This window comes from Methylibium sp. T29 (genome assembly GCF_000576205.1).
GTDB classification, from domain to species: Bacteria; Pseudomonadota; Gammaproteobacteria; order Burkholderiales; family Burkholderiaceae_C; genus Methylibium; species Methylibium petroleiphilum.
Map to the genome: position 1 here is coordinate 1 of NZ_AZND01000174.1, position 7,244 is coordinate 7,244.

A 7,244-nucleotide genomic window follows, 5' to 3' on the forward strand; every position below is an offset into this window, starting at 1 on the left:
GGCTGCTGCTGGTGCCGCGCCACCCGCAGCGATTCGACGAGGTGGCGGCACTGGTCGAGCGCAGCGGCGCGTCGCTGTCGCGCCGCAGTGCGTGGTTCGACGACCAGCCCGGCGAGGTGGCTCAGGCCGCCGACGTCTGGCTGGGGGACACGCTGCGCGAGATGCCGGCCTACTACGCGGCCGCGCGCGTCGCGCTGCTCGGCGGCAGCTTCGAGCCGCTGGGCGGGCAGAACCTGATCGAGGCGGCCGCCTGCGGGTGCCCGGTGCTGATGGGGCCGCACACCTTCAACTTCGCCGATGCGGCGCAGCGCTCGCTCGCGGCAGGTGCCGCCGAGCGGGTGGCCGACATCGACACCGGCGTGCTGCGCGCGATCGCGCTCACCGCCGACGAGCCGCTGCGTGCGCGCATGGCGCAGGCAGCGCTGGCGTTCTCGGCGGCGCACCGCGGCGCTGCGCAGCGCATGGCGGCGGCGGTGGTCGCCACGCTGTGAGCGCGACGTCGGACAGTCCGCGGGCCACGGCCTAAAATCACGGTCTTGCCGATGCAAGGTACAGGAGGCTCGACGTGGATCTGAAGTTGCCCGTGGTTCTTTTCGACGAGCTGTCCGAGACGGTGATCCGTTCCTCCGGGCTGCTCGACATGGCCAGCGGCGAGATCACGCGCGTCGACTACGAGGACTACGACATCGGCACCCAGGGGCTGCCGGCCGAGCAGGAGGACTACGAGTTCACCTCGGGCATGCTGTCGAACGGCGACCGCGACGTGGAGTTCAGGGTCGAGGTCAATGTGGTTGCCGGGACCTACTCGGTCACACCGAGCGAGCTGCTCGAACTCAAGGGCCGCGCAGCGCGGCTGTTCGCGTCGGTGCCGCCGAAGGGCGTGAGCGCCGTCGGACGCAAGCCGCACTGAGTCGCTGCGTCGCGGCTCAGCCTTTCAGGGCGCGCGCCGCTTCGCTCACCAGCGCCGGACCGCGGTAGATGAGGCCGGTGTAGATCTGCACCACGTCGGCGCCGGCGTCGCGCTTGGCGCGCGCATCGGCGCCACTCATCACGCCGCCCACGCCGATGATCGGATAGCCGGCGCCGAGCGCGGCGCGCAGCTGGCCGACCACGCGGTTGCTGGCCTCGAACACCGGCCGGCCGCTCAGGCCGCCCACCTCGGTGGCGTGCGCCTGGCCCGCACGGCATCGCGCGACAACGTGGTGTTGGTGGCGATCACGCCGTCGACGGCATTCTTCTTCAAGGTGGCGGCGATCACGTCGACCTGGGCCTCGTCGAGGTCGGGCGCGATCTTCACGAACATCGGCACGCTGCGGCCGTGCCGCGCGATGAGCTGCTGGCGACGCTCCTGCAGGCGGCCGAGCAGCGCATCGAGAGCTGCGTCGCTCTGCAGGCTGCGCAGGTTCTGCGTGTTCGGGCTGGAGATGTTGACCGTCACGTAGTCGGCGTGCGGGTACACACCCTCCAGGCCGAGCAGATAGTCGTCGACCGCGTCCTCGATCGGCGTGGCGGCGTTCTTGCCAATGTTCAGGCCGAGCACACCACCGCCCTGACGGAAGCTGGCGCGCCGCACATTGGCGAGAAAGGCGTCGAGGCCGTCGTTGTTGAAGCCCAGGCGGTTGATCAGCGCCTCGGCCCGCGGCAGGCGGAAGATGCGCGGCTTCGGGTTGCCGGGCTGTCCCTTGGGCGTGACGGTCCCCACCTCGATGAAGCCGAAGCCCATGGCACCGAAGCCGTCGATGCAGCGGCCGTTCTTGTCGAGGCCAGCCGCCAGGCCGATGCGGTTGGGAAAGCGCACGCCCGCCAGCGTGACCGGATCGTCGATGCGCGGTTGCTGCCACAGGCACTGCAGCGGCGTGTTCTGCAGCCGCGCGATCGAGGCCAGCGTCAGTTCGTGGGCGTGCTCGGCGTCCAGGCCGAACAGGAAGGGGCGCGTCAGCGCGTACGGAATGAGGGGCATCAGCGCATTTTGCTAGAGGCCGGCGTTCACCCGGTGCGCGCCCTTGAAGGTATGGCGCTTGAGCCAGGCCACGAGGTCGTCGACGTAGGTGAACACCACCGGGATCACCAGCAGGCTCAGGAAGGTCGAGGTGATCAGGCCGCCGATCACCACGATCGCCATCGGCGCGCGGAAGCTCGGGTCCACACCCAGGCCGATCGCGATCGGCATCATGCCGGCGCCCATCGCCACCGTCGTCATGACGATCGGGCGGGCGCGCTTGCTGCAGGCGTCGATCAGCGCGTCCCAGCGCGACAGGCCGCGGTCGCGCCGCGCGACGATCGCGTACTCCACCAGCAGAATGGAGTTCTTGGTCGCGATGCCCATCAGCATGATGAGGCCGATCATCGACGGCATCGACAGCGCTGTGTGCGTGATGAACAGCGCCAGGAAGGCGCCCGGCACCGACAGCACCAGCGCCGCAAGGATGGTGACCGGCTGCACGAAGTCCTTGAACAGCAGCACCAGCACGATGTAGATGCACATCACGCCGGTCAGCATCGCCAGGCCGAAGCTCTCGAACAGCTCGGCCATCGCCTCGGCGTCACCCACGGTGGTCTGGCTCACGCCGGGCGGTAAGGTCTTCAGGCTGGGCAGGGCCAGCGCGGCCTTCTCCACCGCGCCGAGCGGCTGCTGGTTCAGCTCGATCTCGAAGTTGATGTTGCGCAGCCGGTCGTAGCGGTCGATCTGCGCCGGGCCGCTCTCGAGCGTGAGCGTGGCCACGTTGCCCAGCATCACCGGGCCGTGCGCGCCGGGAACCGGCAGCCTCGCCAGCAGCGTGAGGTCCTGGCGCGCGTCGGCCTTCAGCCGCACCAGCATCGGCACCTGCCGTTGCGACAGGTTGAGCTTGGCCAGCGCCTGGTCGTAGTCGCCAGCGGTCGCGATGCGCAGCGTGTCGGCGATCGCGGCCGAGGTCACGCCCAGGTCGGCGGCGCGGGCGAAGTCGGGTCGCACGATGAGCTCCGGCCGCACCAGGCTGGACGTGGAGGTCACGTTGCCGATGCCGGGCAGGGTGCGCAGTTCGCGCTCGACACGGCTCGCGTGCGCGGCCAGCGTCGGGCCGTCCTCGCCGGCCAGCACCAGCACGTATTTCTCGCTCGAGCCGCCCAGCCCGATCTTCAGCCGCACGCCGGGCAGCGCCTCAAGCGTGTCGCGCAACTCGCGCTCGACGGCCTGCTTCTTCAAGCCGCCCCGCTCGCCGCGTGGCGTGAGATTGATGGTGAGGGTGGCCTTGCGCGCCTCCGCGACACCGGCGCCGGCGAAGGGATCGCCGCCGGCGCTGCCGCCGCCGATGGCGGTGTAGACGCGCTTCACATGCGGATGGCGCTGCACGATCTCGCGTGCCTGCTCGGCCGCGGCGCGCGTCTCCTCGAAGGTCGAGCCGGGCGGCAGCTCCAGGTAGACCTGCGTCTGCGACAGGTCGTCCGGGGGGATGAAGCCGGTCGGCAGCAGCGGCGCCAGTGCCAGCGAGCCGAAGAAGAACAGCGCGGCCGCCAGCGAGGTGAGCACGCGGTGCCGCAGGCACCAGGCGGCCGCGGCCAGGTAGCCCCGCATCAGACGGCCGTCATGGTGGGCCTGGCCGTCGGCGCGTAGCAGGTAGGCGGCCATCATCGGCGTCAGCATGCGCGCCACCACCAGCGAGGCAAACACCGCGATGGCCGCGGTCCAGCCGAACTGCACGAAGAACTTGCCGGCCACGCCGCTCATGAACGCGGTGGGCAGGAACACCGCGACCAGCGTGAAGGTGGTGGCGATGACCGCGAGGCCGATCTCGTCGGCTGCCTCCATGGCGGCCTGGTAGGGCGTCTTGCCCATGCGCAGGTGGCGCATGATGTTCTCGATCTCGACGATCGCGTCGTCGACCAGGATGCCGACCACCAGCGACAGCGCCAGCAGCGTCACGCCGTTGATCGTGAAGCCCAGAAGGTGCATGCCGACGAAAGCCGGCAGGATGGACAGCGGCAGCGCCGTGGCCGAGACCAGCGTGCTGCGCCAGTCGCGCAGGAAGAACCACACCACCACGACGGCCAGCAGCGCGCCCTCGAGCAGCAGCTTCATCGAGCCTTCGTAGTTGTCGACCACCGGGTCGACGAAATTGAAGGCCTCGCTGACGGTGATCTCGGGGTGGGCGGCCAGCAGCCGCTGGAGCGCTCGCTTCACACCGGCATCGACGTCCACCTCGCCGGCACCGCGGCTGCGCGTGATCTCGAAGCCGACCACCGGCCGGCCGTCGAGCAGGGCGGCCGAACGTTGCTCGGCCACGGTGTCGCGCACGCTCGCCACTTCGTCAAGGCGGATGCGGCGGCCGTCGCTCAGCGCGATCTGCACGCGCCCCAGTTCCTCGGCCGACTGCACCGTGCCCAGCGTGCGCACCGACTGTTCGGCCCCGCCGACATCGGTGCGGCCGCCTGCCGCCTCCTGCTGCACCTGGCGTAGCTGGCGCGAGATGTCGGCCGCGCTGGCGTTCAGCGCCAGCAGGCGGCCAGGGTCGAGCTCGACCGCGATCTCGCGCGTGACGCCGCCGACCCGCGCCACCGCGCCCACACCTTGCACATTGAGCAGCGTCTTGGCCACCGTGTTGTCGACGAACCAGGACAGCGCCTCATCGTCCATGCGGTCCGAGGCGACCGTGTAGGTGAGGATCGGCATGCCCGCCAGGTCGACCTTGGCGATCACCGGGTCGCGCAGGTCGACGGGCAGGTCGGAGCGCACCCGCGAGACGGCGTCGCGCACGTCGTCCACGGCCTCCTGGATGGGCTTCTCTAGGCGGAACTCCACGGTGATCGTGGCCACGCCGTCCTGCACCTTGGTGTACAGGTGCTTGACCCCCTGCACCGAGGCGACCGAGTTCTCGATCTTGCGCGCCACCTCGGTCTCCAGCTGCGACGGCGATGCACCGGGCAAGGCGGCCGTGACGGTGACCATCGGCAGGTCGATGTCGGGGAAGTTCTGGATCTTCATCGCCCGGAACGACATCAGTCCCAGCACCGTCAGCAGCGCGAACAGCAGGATGGCCGGGATCGGATTGCGGATCGACCAGGCGGAGACGTTGATGTCCATCGGCAGCTCGCGGGTCGGTCTCAGGGGCGGACGCGGCGTCGGCGCGCGGGCCGGCCGGCACCACGCGAACGAGGTCGCCGTCGCCGAGGAAGCCGGCGCCCGAGGCCACCACCAAATCGCCGGCCTTCAGGCCGTCGAGCACCTCGATGCGTTCGCCCAGGCGCCGCCCGGTGGCCAGCTTGACCTGCGCGAGCCGCGCATCCGGTCCCACGCGCAGCGCATAGCTGAAGCCGTCGCGCAGCACCACCGCCGATTGCGGCAGGGTCAGCGCCGGCGAGCGGCCCAGTTCGAACTCGCCGCGCGCGAACAGGCCGGCGCGCACCTGTGCGCGATCGTCGCCGTTGGCCGGCAGGTCGACGTAGACCAGGCCGTTGCGCGTCTGCGGGTCGATGGTCGGCGCGACCATGCGCACGCGACCGGGCGTGCTGCTGCCGTCGCCGTGCAGCAGCCGCACCGGGATTCCGGCGCGGAGGCGAGGCAACTCGGTCGCGGTGACTTCGGCGCGCCATTCGAGCCGTCCGCCGCGGATCAGTCGGAACATCTCGGCGCCCGGCTGGGCCACAGCACCGACGGCGGCGGTACGTGCCGAGATCACGCCATCGTCGGGTGCGAGCACGCGGGTCTGGCGCAGCCGCAGTGCCTCGACCTCCAGCCGGGCCCGCTGCGCCTCGAGGCGCGCACGCGCCGTCTGCTCCGCGGTCAGGTACTGGTTGATCTGCTGGCTGCTGATGGCGCCGGTGGTCTGCAGCTGGCGGGCGCGCTCGGCGTTCGCCTGGGCCTCGGCCAGCGTGGCCTCGGCCTCGGCGAGGGCGGCACGGGTCTGTGCCAGGTCGGCCTGCACCGTGTCGGGCGACATCAGCGCCAGCACCTGGCCGCGCCGGACACGATCGCCCACGTTGACCCGCACCTCGGTGAGGCGGAAACCGCCGATCTCGGCGCTGATCGACGCCTCCTGCCAGGCCGCCACGCTGCCGTGGGCTTCCAGCGTACGCGGCCAGTCGAGCGTCTCGGCGCGTGTGGTGGTCACGGTGAGTGCCGGCTTGCCGGCCGAGGTCGCCGCCGACGCGGCGGGGGCGGCCGCTGCCGCGCCGTCGGGTGCGCTGCGGCCGATGGCCAACCCCACCGCAACGGCGATCACGCCGGCCACAGCGACGGCCGCGACGATCCACTTGCGCGATCTCTTGCTCTCCTGCATGCCCTTTACCTCGTCGTCGTATCGTCGTCGGCCTGCCAGGCGCCGCCGACCGTCTTGTAGAGCTGAACCCAGGCGCTCACGCGCTCTCGCCGCACCTGGATCAGCCCGGCGTCGGCCGCCAGCGCGGCACGCCGCGCCTGTTCCAGGTCGAGCAGACTGCCCACGCCGACCTGCCACTGGGTCTGCGCGGCGGCCAGGAACTCGCCATAGCCCTGAGCCGCCCGCTCGGCGTCGGCTTCGCGGCGGCCAGCCGCGTCCAGCCGCAGCAGGGCTTCCTCCACCTCGCGCACGGCGGCCAGCGCGCGCTCGCGGTAGGCAGCCATCGCGCCGTCGTATCGCGCCTGCGCGGCATCGACGTTGGCGCGTCGCCGGCCACCATCGAACAGAGGCATCAGCAGGCCGGGACCGAAGGACCAGGTCGTGCCGTCGAACGTCTGGCCGCCGCTGCGGATGGATGCGCGGCCGATCGAGCCCGACAGGCTCAGGCGCGGAAAGCGATCCGCCTGGGCCGCGCCGACCTCGGCCGCCGCCGCGACGATGTTGCGTTCGGCCGCAGCGAGGTCGGGACGCTGCGACAGCACGGCCGCGGGTACCGCGGCGACCTCGAAGCTGGACGGCTGCGGCAGCCGGGCGCGCTGCGGCAGCAACTGTTCACGCAACGCCGGTTCGGACGTCGCGGTCAACTGCACCAGCTGCCTGACGGAGAGCTCGCACTCGGTCTGCTGTGCCGCCACGCGGTTGACCGCCTCCGCTGCACTGGCCCGTGCGAGCGCGCCGTTTGCCGGTGCGTCGAAGCCGGCGCGGACCTTCTGTCCCACCAGGTCGGCGGTCTGCTGCAGCGACGCCGCGTCCTCCTCGTAGACCGCCAGCACGGCCTCGCAACTGCGCAGGCGACGTAGGTGGCCGCCACCTCGGCCGCCAGGCTGACGCGGGCGTCGTGCCATTGCGCGCGGCTCGCGTCGGCCCGCGCCTCGGCCGCCGCAACGCCCT

General features: G+C 71.3%; 3 protein-coding genes and 3 pseudogenes. 2 read left to right on the plus strand and 4 right to left on the minus strand.

Annotated elements, in window-relative coordinates:
• Positions 1-491 (plus strand): annotated as a pseudogene (locus x551_RS16315) (3-deoxy-D-manno-octulosonic acid transferase); the annotation flags it as partial.
• A gap of 74 nt (positions 492-565) precedes the next feature.
• Positions 566-910 carry a hypothetical protein gene (locus x551_RS16320; RefSeq protein ID WP_011829732.1) on the plus strand — a complete coding sequence of 115 codons (345 nt, stop codon included), beginning with the start codon at positions 566-568 and terminating at the stop codon, positions 908-910.
• Between the two features lie 16 nt (positions 911-926).
• Here x551_RS16320 and x551_RS16325 read toward each other — a convergent pair.
• The 4 genes and pseudogenes from x551_RS16325 to x551_RS16340 form a co-directional block, all read right to left on the minus strand.
• A pseudogene (locus tag x551_RS16325) lies at positions 927-1,960 on the minus strand (quinone-dependent dihydroorotate dehydrogenase).
• Between the two features lie 12 nt (positions 1,961-1,972).
• Positions 1,973-5,059 (minus strand): efflux RND transporter permease subunit, encoded by a 3,087-nt coding sequence (locus x551_RS27540; RefSeq protein ID WP_011829730.1) that lies wholly within the window; start codon positions 5,057-5,059, stop codon positions 1,973-1,975.
• Between the two features lie 73 nt (positions 5,060-5,132).
• Positions 5,133-6,254 (minus strand): annotated as a pseudogene (locus x551_RS16335) (efflux RND transporter periplasmic adaptor subunit); the annotation flags it as partial.
• A 5-nt stretch (positions 6,255-6,259) separates the two neighbouring features.
• Positions 6,260-7,198 carry a TolC family protein gene (locus x551_RS16340; protein WP_081771379.1) on the minus strand — a complete coding sequence of 313 codons (939 nt, stop codon included), beginning with the start codon at positions 7,196-7,198 and terminating at the stop codon, positions 6,260-6,262.
• Positions 7,199-7,244: the final 46 nt, after the last annotated feature.